This window comes from Cryobacterium sp. (assembly GCF_025463825.1).
Lineage (GTDB): Bacteria > Actinomycetota > Actinomycetes > Actinomycetales > Microbacteriaceae > Cryobacterium.
This window is the reverse complement of record NZ_JAODBG010000033.1, coordinates 1-16,127: the sequence shown is the minus strand read 5'-3', so window position 1 is coordinate 16,127 and position 16,127 is coordinate 1. Positions and strand designations below refer to the sequence as shown.

The 16,127-nt window shown below is 69.8% G+C and carries 19 protein-coding genes; 4 read left to right on the top strand and 15 right to left on the bottom strand.

The window, feature by feature from the left end; all coding sequences use genetic code 11:
• Positions 1-489: Clp protease N-terminal domain-containing protein (locus JWP54_RS04045; protein WP_297367626.1), on the bottom strand; the 489-nt coding region annotated here is incomplete at its 3' end.
• Positions 490-747: 258 nt separating this feature from the next.
• On the opposite strand from JWP54_RS04045, the gene JWP54_RS04040 reads away from it, so the two are divergent.
• The 4 genes from JWP54_RS04040 to JWP54_RS04025 all read left to right on the top strand — a co-directional run bounded on the left by JWP54_RS04040 (position 748) and on the right by JWP54_RS04025 (position 4,223).
• Positions 748-1,395 (top strand): hypothetical protein, encoded by a 648-nt coding sequence (locus JWP54_RS04040; protein ID WP_297367623.1) that lies wholly within the window; start codon positions 748-750, stop codon positions 1,393-1,395.
• The gene (locus JWP54_RS04035; protein WP_297367620.1) at positions 1,395-1,625 is read left to right on the top strand and encodes a helix-turn-helix transcriptional regulator; all 231 of its coding nucleotides are present in this window, start codon (positions 1,395-1,397) and stop codon (positions 1,623-1,625) included. Before JWP54_RS04040 ends, JWP54_RS04035 begins: the two co-directional genes overlap by 1 nt.
• Before the next feature lie 291 nt (positions 1,626-1,916).
• A complete protein-coding gene (locus JWP54_RS04030; protein ID WP_297367617.1) occupies positions 1,917-3,230 on the top strand; it encodes a hypothetical protein in 1,314 nt (437 codons plus the stop codon).
• 9 nt (positions 3,231-3,239) lie between these two features.
• A complete protein-coding gene (locus JWP54_RS04025; RefSeq protein WP_297367613.1) occupies positions 3,240-4,223 on the top strand; it encodes a pirin family protein in 984 nt (327 codons plus the stop codon).
• A gap of 7 nt (positions 4,224-4,230) precedes the next feature.
• Here JWP54_RS04025 and cls read toward each other — a convergent pair whose 3' ends face one another.
• From cls to ftsH, 14 genes are all read right to left on the bottom strand, one after another.
• Complete coding sequence (gene cls, locus JWP54_RS04020; RefSeq protein WP_297367610.1) at positions 4,231-5,694, bottom strand: cardiolipin synthase; 1,464 nt, start codon at positions 5,692-5,694, stop codon at positions 4,231-4,233.
• A 2-nt stretch (positions 5,695-5,696) separates the two neighbouring features.
• A complete protein-coding gene (locus JWP54_RS04015; protein WP_297367607.1) occupies positions 5,697-5,873 on the bottom strand; it encodes a hypothetical protein in 177 nt (58 codons plus the stop codon).
• 44 nt (positions 5,874-5,917) lie between these two features.
• The gene (locus tag JWP54_RS04010; protein ID WP_297367604.1) at positions 5,918-6,067 is read right to left on the bottom strand and encodes a hypothetical protein; all 150 of its coding nucleotides are present in this window, start codon (positions 6,065-6,067) and stop codon (positions 5,918-5,920) included.
• 4 nt (positions 6,068-6,071) lie between these two features.
• Positions 6,072-7,559, bottom strand: coding sequence for a lysine--tRNA ligase (gene lysS, locus JWP54_RS04005; RefSeq protein ID WP_297367629.1), 1,488 nt, complete (start codon positions 7,557-7,559; stop codon positions 6,072-6,074).
• Positions 7,560-7,688: 129 nt separating this feature from the next.
• A complete protein-coding gene (panC, locus tag JWP54_RS04000) occupies positions 7,689-8,570 on the bottom strand; it encodes a pantoate--beta-alanine ligase (protein WP_297367599.1) in 882 nt (293 codons plus the stop codon).
• Positions 8,567-9,355 carry a DUF2520 domain-containing protein gene (locus JWP54_RS03995; protein WP_297367595.1) on the bottom strand — a complete coding sequence of 263 codons (789 nt, stop codon included), beginning with the start codon at positions 9,353-9,355 and terminating at the stop codon, positions 8,567-8,569. The genes panC and JWP54_RS03995 overlap by 4 nt, the downstream gene beginning before the upstream one ends.
• Positions 9,352-10,950: a PH domain-containing protein gene (locus JWP54_RS03990; protein WP_297367592.1), complete on the bottom strand. Its 1,599-nt coding sequence runs from the start codon at positions 10,948-10,950 to the stop codon at positions 9,352-9,354. Before JWP54_RS03990 ends, JWP54_RS03995 begins: the two co-directional genes overlap by 4 nt.
• Positions 10,947-11,588, bottom strand: coding sequence for a PH domain-containing protein (locus JWP54_RS03985; RefSeq protein ID WP_297367589.1), 642 nt, complete (start codon positions 11,586-11,588; stop codon positions 10,947-10,949). The genes JWP54_RS03990 and JWP54_RS03985 overlap by 4 nt, the downstream gene beginning before the upstream one ends.
• On the bottom strand, positions 11,581-12,057 hold the full coding sequence (locus JWP54_RS03980) for a DUF3180 family protein (RefSeq protein ID WP_297367586.1): 477 nt from the start codon (positions 12,055-12,057) through the stop codon (positions 11,581-11,583). Before JWP54_RS03980 ends, JWP54_RS03985 begins: the two co-directional genes overlap by 8 nt.
• On the bottom strand, positions 12,054-12,689 hold the full coding sequence (gene folK / locus JWP54_RS03975) for a 2-amino-4-hydroxy-6-hydroxymethyldihydropteridine diphosphokinase (RefSeq protein ID WP_297367582.1): 636 nt from the start codon (positions 12,687-12,689) through the stop codon (positions 12,054-12,056). Before folK ends, JWP54_RS03980 begins: the two co-directional genes overlap by 4 nt.
• Positions 12,686-13,051, bottom strand: coding sequence for a dihydroneopterin aldolase (folB, locus tag JWP54_RS03970; RefSeq protein ID WP_297367579.1), 366 nt, complete (start codon positions 13,049-13,051; stop codon positions 12,686-12,688). The genes folK and folB overlap by 4 nt, the downstream gene beginning before the upstream one ends.
• Positions 13,048-13,863 carry a dihydropteroate synthase gene (folP, locus tag JWP54_RS03965; protein WP_297367576.1) on the bottom strand — a complete coding sequence of 272 codons (816 nt, stop codon included), beginning with the start codon at positions 13,861-13,863 and terminating at the stop codon, positions 13,048-13,050. Before folP ends, folB begins: the two co-directional genes overlap by 4 nt.
• On the bottom strand, positions 13,860-14,429 hold the full coding sequence (folE, locus tag JWP54_RS03960) for a GTP cyclohydrolase I (protein WP_297367572.1): 570 nt from the start codon (positions 14,427-14,429) through the stop codon (positions 13,860-13,862). The genes folP and folE overlap by 4 nt, the downstream gene beginning before the upstream one ends.
• A 10-nt stretch (positions 14,430-14,439) precedes the next feature.
• Positions 14,440-16,127, bottom strand: a 1,688-nt coding sequence (ftsH, locus tag JWP54_RS03955; protein ID WP_297367567.1) for an ATP-dependent zinc metalloprotease FtsH, incomplete at its 5' end; no start/stop codon positions are given.

Here is a 16,127-nt window from a genome sequence, read left to right as displayed (position 1 = left end):
CTGCTGCTGGCCCTGCTGCTGCTCACCGCCCACGGCGATGGCCTCCTTGCCCTGGTATCCGCTGAGAAGCTGGATGACCTGCTGGCGCACGCGGTTGAGGTCGGCGCCGAGCTTGACCAGCAACAGGGCGGCCACACCCTCGCACTCGCGCATGAGGCCGAGCAGGATGTGCTCGGAGCCGATGTAGTTGTGGCCCAGCTGCAGCGCCTCGCGCAGCGACAGCTCGAGGACCTTCTTGGCGCGCGGCGTGAACGGGATGTGACCCGTCGGCTGCTGCTGGCCCTGGCCGATGATGTCCTGGACCTGTTCGCGCACGGCATCCAGTGAGATGCCGAGGCTCTCCAGGGCCTTGGCGGCCACGCCTTCCCCCTCGTGGATGAGTCCGAGCAGAATGTGCTCGGTTCCGATGTAGTTGTGGTTGAGCATCTTGGCCTCTTCCTGGGCCAGGACGACGACACGACGAGCTCGGTCGGTAAATCTCTCAAACATATGAACACTCCCTTGGCGCCAGGGCGGTTATGGCACCGATACAAAGAGAGTAACCAGCGAAGCCCCGGATGCGTGCCTCTGTTCGCCGTGGGCGTGACGCATTACGCCGACCTGCTCTCCTGCGGTCGAGTTGCCCCGCCCGACGGGGGCATGTGGTCCGCTGCGGGGCAACTCGGCGGAGCACCTTGCGGGAGGCAACGATAATCGATATGGTTTGTGCACCCACCACATATCGATAATCGTTAGGTACGGATGATCATGCGAAGCACCGCACGCACCGGCCCGGGCGAGCGCTCGACCAGGCTCGAACGCCGGACGGCCCGCCTCCTCACCTGGATAGTGCTGGTCGGCGCCGTTGCCTGGGGCCTGCTGGCCACCGCGTACGGCATCGTCACGGTCGTCGGCCAGCTGCTGAGGGACCGGTTCACCGTCGAGCTATTGGCTCAGACGCCATTGCCCGACGCCGCATCCGCCGGCTCGGCCCGGCTCACCAGCGGCACCTTCGATTCGGCCGAGGTGACCATCGCCGGGCTCAGCGCGTTGCCGAGGTTCCTGCTCACCCTCCAGGGCTCGACCGCCCTGGCCACCACGCTGCTGATCTCGGCCACCGTCGGGTATTTCTGCTTGAGCGTGCTGCGCCGCCGCCCGTTCACCAAGCCGGTGTTCCAGCTGGTTGCAGTGGTGGGCTATGCGCTCATCATCGGCACCGTGCTCGGGCAGGGTTTCGGCGGTCTCGGCGGCATGATCGCCGCCGGCGAGCTGAACCGCGACCCGGCCGACGGCTTCTGGCCGATGGCCACCCTCGTGGACCTCGGCCCCGCGGCGACCGGGCTGGTCCTGCTCGTCGCCGCCGCCGCGATCCACCTCGGCCAGCGCCTGCAGGACGACACCGACGGGCTCGTCTAGTGCCTCCTGTCGAGGAGGACGAGAACACCGGCATCCATTGCCGGCTCGATGAGCTCCTGGCCGAGCGTGGGCTCACCCTGACCCGGCTGAGCGAACTGGTCGGCATGAGCGTCGTGAACCTGTCCGTGCTGAAGAACGACCGGGCCAGGGCAATCAGGTATTCCACCCTCGCCGCCATCTGTGCGGCGCTGGATTGCGAGGTGGGCGACCTGCTCGTCCGCTCGGCCTGACAGCGGCGACGCGGTGCCCCCTTGCGAGGGGGCGGGAGGGCGCAAATACTGGCAGCATTCGGCTCCACGACTTCGCGACTTGCGTTTCGCAGGCGAAAGGCGGTGGCACCATGAACGTTTCGATCACTCCCGCCGGCCCGGCCGGCACCACCGGATCCCGCCGACGAGATCGCCCGGCTCTCCGCCGAGAACGCCCGGCTGCGGGCACGCGTCGGCCCGGCCGCCGAGCACCGCGCGGCCCGCCGTTGGCGGGCGTTCTTCGCCGCCCTGCTGATCACCCTCGGGGTGCTGTTGGCCCCGATCAGCGTGGTCGCGTACTGGACGAAGGGATACGTCAACGACACCGACAGGTTCGCCTCCTCGCTGGGCCCCCTGGCGGAGGACCCGGCCGTGCAGGCGTACCTGGTTGACCAGATCGTGACCGTCGTGAACGACAATGTCGACATCACCGGCATCACCAAGGACCTCTTCGACGGGTTGTCGACCCTCGACCTGCCGCCGCAGGCCAAGAACGCACTGGGGCTGCTGCAGCAGCCCGCGGTGCAGGGTGTGCAGGGCCTGATCGAATCGGCGGCGACGAGGATCGTCAGTTCCGACGCCTTCGCGCAGCTGTGGGAGCAAGCCGTGCGGACCAGCCAGACCCAGGTCATCGCGGCGCTGGAGGGCGAGTCCACGTCCGCGCTGGCGATCAGCGACACCGGTAAGCTCGGCATCCAACTCGGACCGATCGTCGCCGAGGTGAAGAAGGAACCCGTCAATCGCGGCTTCGGGCTCGCGCAGAACATCCCGGAGGTCGATCGCACCATCGTCGTGGCCCAGTCGGATTCCCTGGTGCAGGCCCGCACGGGCTACCAGCTGCTCAACGTCCTCGGCTTCGTCCTGCCGTTCGTGAGTCTCGGCCTGATCACGCTCGGAGTGCTCGTGGCCCGGCGGCGCGCGCCCACCCTGATCTGGGCCGGACTTGCCCTGGCGGCCTCCATGGCCCTGCTGTCCGCCGGCATCGCCGTCCGCCGCATTCTCTTCGTCAGCGCGGTGTCGCCCGCGTACCTGCCCACCGACATGAGCCGCGCTCTCTACGACGCCGTGGTGCCGTTCATGAATACGACGGCCCTGTCGGTCGGGCTGGTGGGGTTCACCGTTGCGGTGGTCGCCTACCTCGCCGGTCCCTTCCACGGTTCGACCCTCCTACGCCGTGCCACCGTCCGCACGGCATCCCGGCTCCGCCGGGCAGCGGCGGACGCCGGCGTCAGTACCGGCCGGTTCGGCGCCGTCCTCTTCACCTACCGCCGGGTGGCCCACGTGCTGATCGGGCTGGCCGCCGCCGCCGTCGCGATCTTCTGGCGCCCCCTCCCGGCGTCCGTCATCATCTGGACCGCCGTCCTCGCCCTGGTCCTGGTCCTGCTGGTGGAGATGCTGCAACGCCCGCCCGTCGAGCGCGCCGGCGGCACCGCCGATGGGCTGCCGGACGCCCCAGCACCGGCCCCGGCAGCCGGGCCGCCCGCCGATACCCGGCCGTTGCCCCCGGGGGACCCTGACGACCTGCAGGGCCAGACCGCGCCCACCGAACGACTCGAACCCGCACCCAGCCGCGTCCGGGCGGATTAAGCTCGAAGGGTGAGCAACCTCGAGCGCGACCCCGCCGAAATCGTCTGCACCGGCAGCACCCTTGAGGACACCGCGGCCGCCGTGGTGATCCTGCAGCCGCGGGACGTGCCCCTCGGCGGGCCCCGCGCCATGAGCGTGCGCCGCACCCTGCCCCAGCGGGAGCGTTCGCTGATCGGTGCCTGGTGTTTCGTGGACCACTACGGGCCCGACGACGTCTCCGTCACCGGCGGCATGGTCGTACCGCCGCACCCGCACACCGGGCTGCAGACGGCGAGTTGGCTGTTCGCCGGGGAGGTGGAGCACCGCGACAGCGTGGGCAGCCTGGCCCTCGTGCGCCCGGGCGAGCTGAACCTGATGACCGCGGGCGGCGGTATCAGCCACTCCGAGGTGTCCACCCCGACCACCACAGCGCTGCACGGCGTGCAGCTCTGGATCGCGCTCCCCGACTCCACCCGGCACCAGCACCCGCACTTCGAGAATCACGTGATCACGCCGACGCTCGTCGACGATGTGACCCTGCACATCTTCATGGGCGAGCTCGCCGGTCACCGGGCGGCCGCCGCCGGCGACACCCCCCTCGTCGGCGCGCAGCTGGACCTGCCCGCCGGCGCGTTGATCGACCTGGCCGTCCAGGCGACCTTCGAGCACGGGGTGCTGGTCGACACGGGTGCGGTGCAGGTCGCCGGCGCGCCCGTGCAGCGAAACGAGCTGGGCTTCGTTGCGGCCGGGCCCACCGGCATCCGGCTGGAGAACACCGGTGACGGCGCCGCCCGGGTCCTGCTGCTCGGCGGCGAACCGCTCGGCGAGCAGATTGTGATGTGGTGGAACTTCATCGGCCGCACCCACGACGAGGTGGCGGCGTTCCGCGCCCAATGGCAGGCAGAGGTGATCAAGGGCACGGATCCCGCCGGCCGGTTCGGCCAGGTGGCCTACACCGGCGCCGCCCTGCCGGCGCCGGCGCTGCCCAACGTGCGGCTGAAGCCGCGCCGCTGAGGAGCGGCTACTGCACCGCGGAGGTGAGCCGCGCCAGGTTGTCCAGGATCGTGGACTTCAGCGGCTGCTTCATCCACTCATCCAGGGTGAGTTCGCGGCTGTCCGCCCGGTAGCCGTCCTCCACCTTGCGCAGCTGTTCTACAAAGGAGTGCCCGCGCACCATCAGGGACACCTCGAAGTTCAGGCTGAACGAGCGCATGTCCATGTTGCTCGAGCCGATCACTGCCACGTCGTCGTCGATGGTGAAGTGCTTGGCGTGCAGCACGTACGGCTCCTTGTACATGTAGATCTTCACGCCCGCCCGCAGCAGCTCCTCATAGTAGGAACGCTGGGCGTGGTAGACGAGGGCCTGGTCGCCGATCTCGGAGACGAACAGTTCCACGTGCAGTCCGCGCTGCACCGCGGTGGTGACGGCGTACATGATCGACTCGTCCGGCACGAAGTACGGGCTGGTGATCACGATGCGTTCCTGCGCGTAGTAGAGCAGGGCGAGGAACAACCGCAGGTTGTTCTCCCCCACGAAGCCGGGCCCGCTGGGCACCACCTGACAGTCGATGGGATCGGAAACCTGCTCCGGGTGCACCGGTTCGATGTCGCGGGTGAGCAGCTCGTTGGTCTCGCTGTACCAGTCGGTGATGAAGATGGCGTTCAGGCCGGACACGATGGGGCCCTCCAGCCGCACCATCAGGTCCTTCCACTTGAGCCCGCGGCGGATGTTGCCCTTCATGTTGTAGGTGCGGTCGATCACGTTCTGCGAGCCCATGAAACCGACCCGGCCGTCGACGATGACGAGCTTGCGGTGGTTGCGCAGGTCGGGGCGTTGCCACTTGCCCTTGAACGGCTGCAACGGCAGCATCAGCTCCCACTGCACACCAGAGGCGGTGAGGCGGCGCTTGGTTTCCTTGAAGCCGGGCTTCCGCATCGACTGGATGTGGTCCATCAGCACCCGAACGGTCACACCGCGTTTGACGGCGTTCTCCAAGGCGTCGAAGAACGGGCCCGTCGTGTGGTCGAGGGAGAGGATGTAGAACTCGACGTGCACGTATTTGCGGGCCTTGTCGATGTCGGCAGCCATCGCGGCGAGGGTTTCCTCGTAGTCGCCGTGCAGCCGGGCGCGGTTGTCGCCGACCAGGGGCATCGAGCCGAGCTTGCGGTTGAGGGCCACCACCGATTCGAGCCAGCCCGGCCACGGGTGGTCGCGCTGCACTCGTTCCATGCCGGCGGTGCTGTCGAGGATGAACTGGTTGATCTCGGCCTGCATCTCCACGCGCCGCTTCGGCAGCGTGCGGAAGCCGATCAGAAGGAAGATCAGGGCGCCGATATAGGGGATCAGGAAGATCGCCAGGAGCCAGGCCATGCCGGAGGTGGGCCGGCGGTTCCGGGGCACCACGATGATGGCAACGACCCGGATGGCGAAGTCAATGAGGAATGCCACCACGAGGAGGATGGTGGACAGGTCGAATTCCGGCACGGCTATTTAGTCGGCTTGTCGAGGCCGAGCTTGGCTCGTTCTTCAGCTTCGACGCGGGCGTACGCGTTACGCTCCGTGCGGTCGGCGCGGATGATCGCACGCATGATGATCCAGAAGATCACCCCGACCAGAACGGTGGGCGCGAGCGAGAACAAAGCGTTGGCCCAGAAGCTATCCATAGTCCTACCAGCCTAGACGACCCCGCCGGGCGCGAGGTCCCGGGTTACTTGGTGAGGATGCCGAAGATGCCGGAGCCGAGCAGGTAGAGGCCCACCGCGCCCACGACGATCCAGATCATGATCCGGTTCGTCGAGGCGCCCTTCTTGCCGTCGTCGTCGGGCTTCAGCTCGTCCTTGGGCAGATAAGTCATCATGCGGTCACTTTACCAACGGGAACAGGATCGTCTCGCGGATGCCGAGGCCGGTCAGGGCCATCAGCAGCCGGTCGATGCCCATGCCCATGCCGCCGGTGGGCGGCATGCCGTGCTCGAGCGCCCGCAGGAACTCCTCGTCCAGGCGCATGGCCTCCGGGTCGCCGCCGGCTGCGAGCCTGGCCTGCTCCACGAAACGTTCCCGCTGCACGACGGGGTCGACGAGCTCGGAGTAACCGGTGGCCAGTTCGAAGCCGCGGATGTAGAGGTCCCATTTCTCCACGACACCGTCGATCGAGCGGTGCCCGCGTACCAGCGGGCTCGTGTCGACCGGGAAGTCCAGCACGAAGGTGGGGCGCACCAGGTCGCCCTTCACGAAGTGCTCCCAGAGTTCCTCGACGTACTTGCCGTGGATGGGGTGGTCGACCTCGACGCCCTCCGCGGCGGCGAGGCCCTGCAACTCCGCCAGCGGGGTCGCGGGGCTGATCGCGCGACCGGCCGCGGCCGACAGGCTGTCGTACATGCTGATGCGGTCCCACTCACCGCCCAGGTCGAACTCCGTGCCGTCGGCCCAGGTCACCACGTGCGAGCCGGCGATGGCCTGCGCCGCATCCTGGATCAGCGTCTGGGTGAGCTCGGCGATGGAGGTGTAGTCACCGTAGGCCTCGTAGGCCTCGAGCATCGCGAACTCGGGCGAGTGGGTGGAGTCTGCGCCCTCGTTGCGGAAGTTGCGGTTGATCTCGTAAACCCGGTCGATGCCGCCGACGACGGCGCGCTTGAGGAACAGCTCCGGGGCGATGCGCAGGAACAGTTCGGTGTCGAACGCGTTGCTGTGCGTGGAGAACGGCCGGGCCGAGGCACCGCCGTGCATGGTCTGCAGCATCGGGGTCTCGATCTCGAGGAAGCCGCGCGCGGTGAAGGTGGCGCGTAGGCTCGAGACGGCCCGGGACCGCTGGACAACGGTGGTGCGGGCCTGTTCGCGGGCGATGAGGTCGAGGTAGCGGCTGCGCACCCGGGTCTCCTCGCTCAGTTCGGAGTGCAGGTTGGGCAGCGGCAGCAGTGCCTTCGCGGCGATCTGCCATTCGGAGACCATGACCGACAGCTCACCGCGGCGGGAGGAGATGACCTCGCCGGAGATGAAGACGTGGTCGCCGAGGTCGACGAGGTCTTTCCAGCTCGCAAGTGAGTCCTCGCCGACGGCGGCCAGCGACACCATGGCCTGGATGCGGCTGCCGTCGCCGGCCTGCAGGCTTGCGAAGCACAGCTTGCCGGTGTTGCGCAGGTGCACGATGCGGCCGGCAAGTCCCACGGTGTCGCCGGTGGCGGCATCCGGTTCGAGGTCGCCGTACCGGGCGCGCACGGCCGGGATGGTAGTGGTGACGGGCACGGAGACGGGGTACGCACCGCCGGCGGCACTGGTCGCGGCCGCGTTCAGGCGGTCCCGCTTGGCCAGGCGCACGACCTTCTGCTCGTTCATTTCGGCCTGCGCAGCCATCTCGGCCTGCGCGGCGACGTCCTGTGCGGCCTGGTCGTCGTCGCCGGGCACGGGGGCGGGGGTGGTGCTCATGCGGTTCTCCGTCGGTGGGTGTACCGGGCAGCGCCCGGCCACCCCGTCTCAATGCGGTTAGGGAATGTCCAGTGAAATGTTGTCGATGAGCCGGGTGCTGCCGACCACCGCGGCCACCAGCATCCTGGCCGGGCCGCGATAGTCGTCGGCGACCGGCAGGAACGTCTGCGGATGCACGACAACGAGATAGTCAAGCTTAACCAGAGGCTGGGCGCCGATCACCGCGTGCGCGGCCACGATCGCGGCTGGCACGCCACCGGGAGCGGCGACGGCGGCTTTCGCGAGCCCCACCGACAGGGACCGGGCCGCGGTGCGGGCGGCCTCGTCGAGGTTGCGGTTGCGGCTGGAGAGGGCGAGGCCGCTGTCTTCGCGCACGGTGGGAACGACTTCGATCGTGGTGCGCAGGTTGAGGTCGGCGACCATCCGCTCCACCAGGAACACCTGCTGGGCGTCCTTCTGGCCGAAGACCGCCACGTCGGGTTCGACGATGTGGAACAGCTTGGCGACGACGGTGAGCATCCCGTCGAAGTGCCCCGGCCGCGCGGCACCCTCGTAGAGGCCACCGACCGCGCCGGCGGTCACCCGGGTCGACGAGGCGCCGGCCGGGTACATCTCTGCGGCGTGCGGGGCGAAGACGAACGCGGCGCCCTCCTCGGCCAGCGCGGCCACATCCGCGTCGAGGGTGCGGGGGTAGGTGTCGAGGTCTTCGTTCACGCCGAACTGCAGCGGGTTGACAAAGATCGACACGACGACGATGTCGCCCAGCGCGACGGCGCGGCGAACGAGCGCCCGGTGCCCTTCGTGCAGGGCGCCCATGGTGGGCACCAGCACCACGTGGGCGTCGCCGCCCTTGGCCGCGGTGTTCTGCTTCGCGAGGCAGAGCCGGTTTCGCAGCTCGTCGATCGTGTCGAGAACTTCTGGCTTGGTGAGCACGGTCACTGGTCCTCCGGGTCGAACGGGTCAAACGGGTCAAACGGGTGGAATGGATGGGGCGGGCCGGGCCGGCCGTCGAGGTCGCCCAGTTCGTCGAGCGGGTTCGCCGCGCCGGTACGGGTGAGGGCGTTCTCGATGGCCGACCGGACGAGGGGCGCGATCACCGCGCCGGGCTGCTCGATCCCGATGCCCTGCAACAACCGGGTGGCCTGGTCAACGATAGCCGTCGAGAAGGCCGTCGCTGTCTCGATCGCCTCGGCGTACGCGGCACGGTCACCCTCGGCGACGATCACCGGCTCGCCGCCCATCTCCACGACCAGGGCCTGTCCGATGGGCAGCACCGGCCCGGGCGCGGTGACGGCGAAGTAGCTGTCGGCGAGGCGGGTGATGTCCAGGCTGGTCCCGGTGAAGCTCATCGCCGGGTGGATCGCCAACGGAATCGCGCCGGCGCCCAACGCCGGGCCGAGCACCGCCGTTCCGTACCGGGCGGAGGTGTGCAGGACGAGCTGACCCGGCCGCCAGGTGCCGGTGGCGGCGAGGCCGGTCACCAAACTCTCGAGCTGGTCGTCCGGCACCGCGATGATGACCAGCTCGCTACGCTCCACGATCTCCGGCACGGTCAGCACCGGCACCAGCGGCAGGATCGCTTCCGCCCGGTCGCGACTGGCCTGCGAGATCGCGGAGATTCCCACCAGGGCGTGACCCGCACCGGCGAGGGCCGCGGCGAGGATCGGGCCGACGTGGCCCGCACCGATCACGCCGATGCCGAGCCGCCCGGGACGCCCGCTCACGGCGCCACCTCGACCGGACGGCTCCAGTGGTGGCTGGTGTCCGAATCGGCCGACACGATCGCGCCGGCCGCGACGAGCTCGAACAGGCGCACCGCCTCGGCCACGTCGATCACGCCGAGGGAGGCCGTGACCGAGCCGGTGACGGTGTGCAGGCGTGCGCTGGCGAGCCTGAGCCGGCGCCGCACCGGCCCCTGGTGGATGGCGACGCTCTGCAGCCGCGCGAGCGGCACGAAGATCAGCTCGCGGGCGAGCACCCCGCGGCGCAGCACCGCGGTTCCCGTCGAGACCGCGAACCCGGTGCGGCGCCAGGAGAACGGTCGCAGCCAGGCGGCCCGGCGGGGCGCATTGCTGAACCCGTCAGCGCCGCCGCGGGAGATCAGGCCCCGCTCGATCAGGGCGCGCGGCTCGTCGCCACTAAACCCCGGCAGCACCAGCTCGAGCACCCGGGTGACATCCCCGCGGGAGCCTACCGGCAGGATCGTCGTGGCCGCCTGGCCGGCGGCACCGCTGTTGGTGGAGTGGCCGGCCTTGTTAATGCTGACCTGCCACCAACCGAACGGCCGCCAGAGCAACGGCTGGCTCACGCCCACGGCGTGGATGCGGCCGGGCGGCAGGGTCTCGTTGCTGGTGGTGAGCAGCCCGAAGCCGACCCGCACGCCAGCGCTGGTGCCGGCGATGCTATAGCGCAGGGACTTGGTGATCCGGGTGAAGTAGAACCCCACGCTGGCGATCAGGAACGGGAAGATCGCGATCAGCAGCCAGCCGGTGCTGCCGGAGACGACGCTGACGATCAGCACCGCGATGGCCAGGACCACGAAAACGGTGAAGCCGCTGAACACCGTGGACCCGATCAGGCGCAGCAACGGGATCCGCACCACCGATTCGGGCGGTGCCGCGTCGGGGTCGAGCTCGGGAGCGAGGAATTCACCCACCCGGGCACTGGCGTAACCGCCCACGCCCGATCGGGCCGGACCGCCGTCGGCGGGCAGGGCAAAGGTGCCGTCGGTGCCGTGGGTATTGTCGGTGCTGTCGGCCCCGCTGCCGGCGAGCAGGCCGTCCGGCGCGGTGGGCCGCGGCGCCCTGGCGCCGCCGGCGAGCTGCAGGATGTCCCGGCGCAGTCCGTCGGCCAGCGCGGAGCCCAGATAGGCCAGTTGCACGTTCGCGTCCTGGCCGGCCACGCTCACTTCGAGTTTCGCCGCGCCGAACAGTCGCGGGATCAACGGGCGCACGATATTGACACCCTGGATGCGGTCCAGCCGGGCCTGCCGATGGCTGCGGAACACCACTCCGCTGCGCACCTCGACGGACTCGTCGCCGACCCGGAAGGTGTGCATCCGCCAGGACAGGGTGAAGACGACGAGGATCACGATCAGCACCACCGCCGTCGCCAGCAGCGCCCAACCGACGACGCCACGTTCGTAGATCTCGTCGAGCGGGTCACCGGACTCCCGGGGGATGCCGAAGACCAGGTCGACGAAGCGTTCGCGCAGGTTGGCGATCACGAAGCCGAGCATGGCGAAGATGAAGATCCCGCCGCGCAGCACCGGGCTCGCGGGATGCAGCCGGTGCCATTCCCCGTCGGCGAGACTGGTCACAACCCGGCCCGCCGGCTTTCAGCCAATTCGACCAGCCGGTCCCGCAGCGCGTCCGCGTCGTCCTCGGCCAGGCCGGGGATGGAAACGCCGGAGGTGGCTGCGGCGGTGACGAATTTGAGGTCGGCCAGGCCGAGCCAGCGGGCGACCGGCCCGCGGGTGATGTCGACCAGCTGCATCCGGCCGTACGGTACCGCCACGAACCGCTGGAACATGATGCCGCGGCGAAAGAGCAGGTCGTCCGCGCGCAGCTGGTAGCCGATGGAGCGAACCCGGCGGGGTTCGAAGGCCAGCGAGACCAGCGTGACCAGCGCGATGATGCCGCCCACGATCGCGGCCCAGCTCTGCTCAAGGAGCAGCCAGAGGCCCCCGGCGACGACGCACACGATCACGAGGAAGATCACGCTGCCGACGATTTCGACCATGACGTACTTCGGGGACACCCGCTGCCAGACGCCGGCCTCCGGCAGGTCGAGCCGGGCGCCGACGGGCGGCACGACCGGGGCCGGCCCGGCCGGGGCGGCCGGCACCGCGCGGGCGTCCGGCTCCGCGAGGACGTCGGGAGCGGCCGGGGCGGCCGAGCCGGCTACCGCGTCGTAGGGAAAGGGCGCGCCGGTGTCGGTGCCGCGGTTCTCAGACACGAGCTGCGCCCCCTTCGTCGTGGTCGTGGTCGTCGTCGGGCGGGAGCGTGCAGAAGTGTTCCGCGAGCAGTCCGCCCGCGAGCAGGATTGCGGCGCCGAGCGCCATCCCGATTGCGAGCCACAACGATGCTACCGCCGGTACCACCGAACGGGTCAGGATGTACGCCACAACGCCCAGGCCGAGGCCCAGCAGCAGCGCACCGCTCAGGCTGGACGCCTTGGCGAGCACGGCGACGCGCATCGCGATGAACGGGTCGACCCGGCGGGCCGACCTGCTGCGGGTGGATTGGCGGATCTGCCAGGCCAGGGTCAGCAGGATGGCCGTGATGAGCACCAGCGCGACCGGCAGCGTGACCGGTGGCACGAGAATGGCCCGGCCGGCGGCGGCCGCGCCGAGTTCGGCGAGGAACGCCACGACCAGGCCGGCCAGGCCGAGGCCCAGCAGCGGGCTCGGGCGGGTGCGTCTCATCGGGTGTCGCCGGCGGCGGCGGCCGGGTCGGTGTCGTCGTCCGGGGTGCCCGGCGCCGGGCGGTCGGCCGTCTGGTGCAGGGTGCCTTCATGCGCCACCTCGGTGTGCGCGGGGTCGGTGCTGGCGGTCACCGGATGCGCCCTGGCCGTTCGGTGGGCCACGGCGAGCAACTCGCGCACCCGGCCCCGGCCGGGCAACTGGGCGTCCGGGTCGATGTCCGCCCACGGGGCGAGCACGAAGTCCCGCTCACCCGCGCGAGGGTGCGGCAGGGTCAGCCTGTCGTCGTCTATCCGCAGGTCGCCGATGCTGATCAGGTCGATGTCCAGGGTCCGGTCGCCCCAGCGTTCCTGGCGCACCCGGCCATGGTGGGCCTCGATGGCGTTCACGGCGTCGAGCAGCGCGTGCGGCTCCCCCGCCCAGTGCAGCGTGATGACGAGGTTGAGGTAACCGGGCGCCGACGGGTCGACGCCGTCGGGCTTGACGGCGTCGGAGGCGTAGACCGGGGACACCGCGGTCAGAACCGCGCCGTCCAGTTCGGCGATGGCGCGAACGGCGGCGGCCAGGGTGGCCTCCCGGTCGCCGAGGTTGCTGCCGAGTGCCAGTACTGCGGTGGGCGCGTCGGGAGGTGTCATGGTTGGCTCCGTTCGATCTGCACCGAGACATCCGCGAAGGGAATCTCGATGGGGGCAGCGGGCTTGTGCACCGTCACCCGAACCCGTTCCGCCGCCTCGTGCGCGAGCACGACGTCGGCGATCCGCTCGGCGAGGGTCTCGATGAGGTCCACCGGGTCGCGGCGCACGGCATCGGCGACTTCGACCGCGAGTTCGCCGTAGTGGATGGTGCGGGCCAGGTCGTCCCCGGCGGCCGCCTGGCGGAAGTCCAGCCACACCGTCACGTCGATGACGAACTCCTGGCCGTTCTCCCGTTCGAAGTCGTAGACGCCGTGGTATGCGGTGATCCGCAACCCGGTGAGGGTGATCGAGTCGGTGCTCATGACCCTATTCTGGCCGAATCGACCCGGGCCAGCACGTTCAGGGCGGTGCGGGTGCCCGCAACGTCGTGCACCCGCACCGCCCAGGCGCCGGCCTGGGCGGCGAGCACGCTGAGGATCGCGGTCGGGAGGTCGCGGTCGACGATCGCCGCGTTGTCCGGGAGCACCCCGGCCAGGAACCGCTTGCGGGAGACGCCGACCATGACGGGCAGGCCGAGCGGGTCGAAGGCGTCGAGCCGGGCGAACACGCGCCAGTTCTGCTCGGCGTCCTTGCTGAACCCGAGACCGGGGTCCAGGATCAGCTGGCTGCGCTTGACGCCGGCTGCCTCGAGGACGGCGACCCGGTCGGCGAGTTCGGCCACAACGGTGGCGACCACGTCGTCATAGGTGGCCAGGCTGTCCATGCTGCCGGCATGCGCACGCCAGTGCATGGCGATGTACGGCAACCCGGTGCGGGCGACCACGTCGGCCATGCCGGGGTCGGCGAGGCCGCCGGAGACGTCGTTGATGATGTCGACCCCGGCCGCGGCGGCGAGCTCGGCGGTCCCGGCGTTGAGGGTGTCGATGCTGGTCCGGATGCCGAGCCGGTGCAGTTCGGTAAGGACGGGCAACACCCGGTCCTGCTCGACCTGCGGCGACACCCGGCCGGCGCCGGGCCGGGTGGACTCTCCACCGACGTCGATGAGGTCGGCGCCCTCAGTCTGCAGGTCGAGGGCGTGCCGCACGGCGGCGTCGGTGCTCGCCCATCGGCCGCCGTCGCTGAAGGAGTCGGGGGTGACGTTGAGAACGCCCATCACGAGCGTGGTCCCTGTCACTGGGAGCCGCCGATCAGGGCGATGATCTCGGTGCGTGCGGCGGGCTCGAACAGGGCGCCGCGGGTGGCCAGCGTGACGGTGCTGCTGCGGGTCTGGCGGGGACCCCTGGTGGTGACGCAGCCGTGGCTGGCGTCGAGCATCACGAGTACTCCGCGGGGCGCCAGACCCGCCTCGAGCGCGTCGGCGATCTCCTCGGTGAGGCGTTCCTGCAGCTGGGGGCGCGCCGCGATCGTCTCGACGACAGCGGCCAGTTTGCCCAGGCCCACGATCCGCTCGCCCGGCAGGTAGGCCAGGTGGGCGATACCCAGGAACGGCAGCAGATGGTGTTCGCAGACGGAGCGGAATTCGATGTCACGCAGGAGCACGAGGTCGCCGGTGCGGTCGCCCACGGGAACGGGATCGCGCAGGTGGTCGAGCGGGTCCTGGCCGACGCCGGCGAAGAATTCGGCGTAGGCGGCCGCCACCCGGTGCGGCGTGGTCTCGAGGCCGGCCCGGCCGGTTTCCTCGCCGATGGCGGCAAGGATCTCGGCGACGGCCGCCTCGATGCGTGGCTGGTCGACTCCCACTTGGCCCGGTCTACGCGGTTGCGGGGCGCGGGTTGCGGGCCGGGGCGCGCTTGGGCTTGTCGGCTTCGGCTCCGCCGCTGGTGACGCCACCGTCGACGGCAGCGCCGTCGATGGGCGCCTTCGGGGTGGGCATCGCGATGGGCGGCACGTCGGAGACCGGGCGCTTGTCGCTGGAGAGCCACTGTGGGCGCGGCGGCAGCTTCTCGACGTCGGCGAAGATCTCCACCAGCGCGGTCTGGTCCAGGGTCTCGTGCTCGAGCAGCTTGGCGGCCAGGTCGTCCAGGATCGCCCGGTTGGCGTTGATCACCGCGTAGGCTTCGTCGTGGGCGTTTTCGAGCAGCTGGCGCACCTCGGTGTCCACCCGCTCGGCGAGCCGCTCGGAGTAGTCGCGCTGGTGCCCCATGTCACGGCCGAACATCATCTCGCCCGACGCGGAGCCGAGCTTGAGCGGTCCGACGTCCGAGCTCATGCCGAACTCGGTGACCATCTTGCGGGCCGTTGCGGTGGCCTTCTCGATGTCGTTGGACGCCCCGGTGGTGGGGTCGTGGAAGATGATCTCCTCGGCGACCCGGCCGCCCATCGCGTAGGCGAGCTGGTCGAGCAGTTCGTTGCGGGAGACCGAGTAGCGATCCTCCAGCGGCATCACCATGGTGTACCCGAGGGCGCGGCCGCGGGGCAGGATGGTGATCTTGGTGACCGGGTCGGTGTTGCGCATCGCCGTGGCCACCAGGGCGTGGCCGCCCTCGTGGTACGCGGTGATGAGCTTCTCCTGGTCGCGCATGACGCGGGTGCGGCGCTGCGGGCCGGCCATCAGCCGGTCGACGGCTTCGTCCAGGGCCCGGTTGTCGATCAGCTGGGCGTTCGAACGCGCGGTCAGCAGCGCGGCCTCGTTGAGCACGTTCGCCAGGTCGGCGCCGGTGAAACCGGGCGTCTTGCGGGCGAGCACCTCGAGGTCGACTCCGGCGGCCATCGGCTTGCCCTTGGCGTGCACCTCGAGAATGCGCTTGCGGCCGAGCATGTCGGGCGCGTCGACACCGATCTGTCGGTCGAACCGGCCCGGGCGCAGCAACGCCGGGTCGAGGATGTCGGGCCGGTTGGTGGCCGCGATCAGGATCACGTTGGTCTTGACGTCGAAGCCGTCCATCTCCACCAGCAGTTGGTTGAGGGTCTGTTCGCGCTCGTCGTGGCCGCCCCCCATTCCGGCGCCGCGGTGGCGGCCGACGGCGTCGATCTCGTCGACGAAGATGATCGCCGGGGAGTTCTCCTTGGCCTGCTGGAACAGGTCCCGCACGCGGCTGGCGCCGACACCGACGAACATCTCGACGAAGTCCGACCCGGAGATCGAGTAGAACGGCACGCCGGCCTCACCGGCGACGGCGCGGGCCAGCAGGGTCTTACCGGTTCCTGGAGGGCCGTACAGCAGTACGCCCTTCGGGATCCGGGCGCCGACGGCCTGGAACTTGGCGGGCTCCTTGAGGAAGTCCTTGATCTCCTGCAGCTCTTCGATGGCCTCGTCCGCGCCGGCGACGTCGGTGAAGAAGACCTGCGGGGTCTCCTTGGAGACCAGCTTGGCCTTGGACTTGCCGAACTGCATGACCTTGTTGCCGCCGCCCTGCATGCCGGAGAGCATCAGCCAGAAGAACGCACCGATCAGCAGGACGGGCAACAGGATGCCCAGAAGCGACAGGAACCAGCTGG

Excerpts from the sequence above, each read along its gene's own strand:
- JWP54_RS04040 (WP_297367623.1), top strand. The coding sequence starts at position 748 with ATGCGAAGCACCGCACGCACCGGCCCGGGCGAGCGCTCGACCAGGCTC.
- JWP54_RS04015 (WP_297367607.1), bottom strand. The coding sequence starts at position 5,873 with ATGGATAGCTTCTGGGCCAACGCTTTGTTCTCGCTCGCGCCCACCGTT.
- JWP54_RS04010 (WP_297367604.1), bottom strand. The coding sequence starts at position 6,067 with ATGATGACTTATCTGCCCAAGGACGAGCTGAAGCCCGACGACGACGGC.
- lysS (WP_297367629.1), bottom strand. The coding sequence starts at position 7,559 with ATGGCTGCGCAGGCCGAAATGAACGAGCAGAAGGTCGTGCGCCTGGCC.
- JWP54_RS03980 (WP_297367586.1), bottom strand. The coding sequence starts at position 12,057 with ATGAGACGCACCCGCCCGAGCCCGCTGCTGGGCCTCGGCCTGGCCGGC.
- folK (WP_297367582.1), bottom strand. The coding sequence starts at position 12,689 with ATGACACCTCCCGACGCGCCCACCGCAGTACTGGCACTCGGCAGCAAC.
- folB (WP_297367579.1), bottom strand. The coding sequence starts at position 13,051 with ATGAGCACCGACTCGATCACCCTCACCGGGTTGCGGATCACCGCATAC.